Here is a 459-nt window from a genome sequence, read left to right as displayed (position 1 = left end):
TATTAACAATGTTATCGCCTTTATCTTTTATTAGCTCTCGGATTTCTTCTTTTTTCTTTGTAGCTTTTAATACCCAGATATGATCTCTAGAAAGCGTTTGAAGAGCGTCAACCGCCATTTTAAGAGACATTACATGACCTCTCTTTTTGGAAAAGTCAATTTTTATTTCATCGCCTACAATACTCGCTATTCGCCCGACGCCCCATGTGCGGTGGTAAACGAAATTGCCTTTGTCAAACGCTATATGCTTTTCAAAGTCGGCAATCGCCTGATGAACGGCGCGGTAATTCTGGGACAAGTTTGAAATACGGATATATTCTTCCAACTGGCTGTGGGATGCGTATTTTTTCTTATAACATTCGATTATTTCCCTTCTTCCGTGAACATCTTTTTCGTCGTATTCAAGAATGGATGTCGCAAGGCGTATTTCAGGATTGGGAGATGTTGAAACAATAATAG

The 459-nt window shown here is 39.2% G+C and carries 1 pseudogene; it reads right to left on the bottom strand.

Going from position 1 to position 459, the window contains the following annotated elements:
* A pseudogene (locus ACYVTD_RS16695) lies at positions 1-459 on the bottom strand (transcription elongation factor GreA); the annotation flags it as partial.

The sequence above is a fragment of the Treponema sp. R6D11 genome (assembly GCF_054786075.1).
The sequence above is the reverse complement of the archived record's forward strand: the minus strand, read 5'-3'. Positions and strand labels throughout refer to the sequence as shown.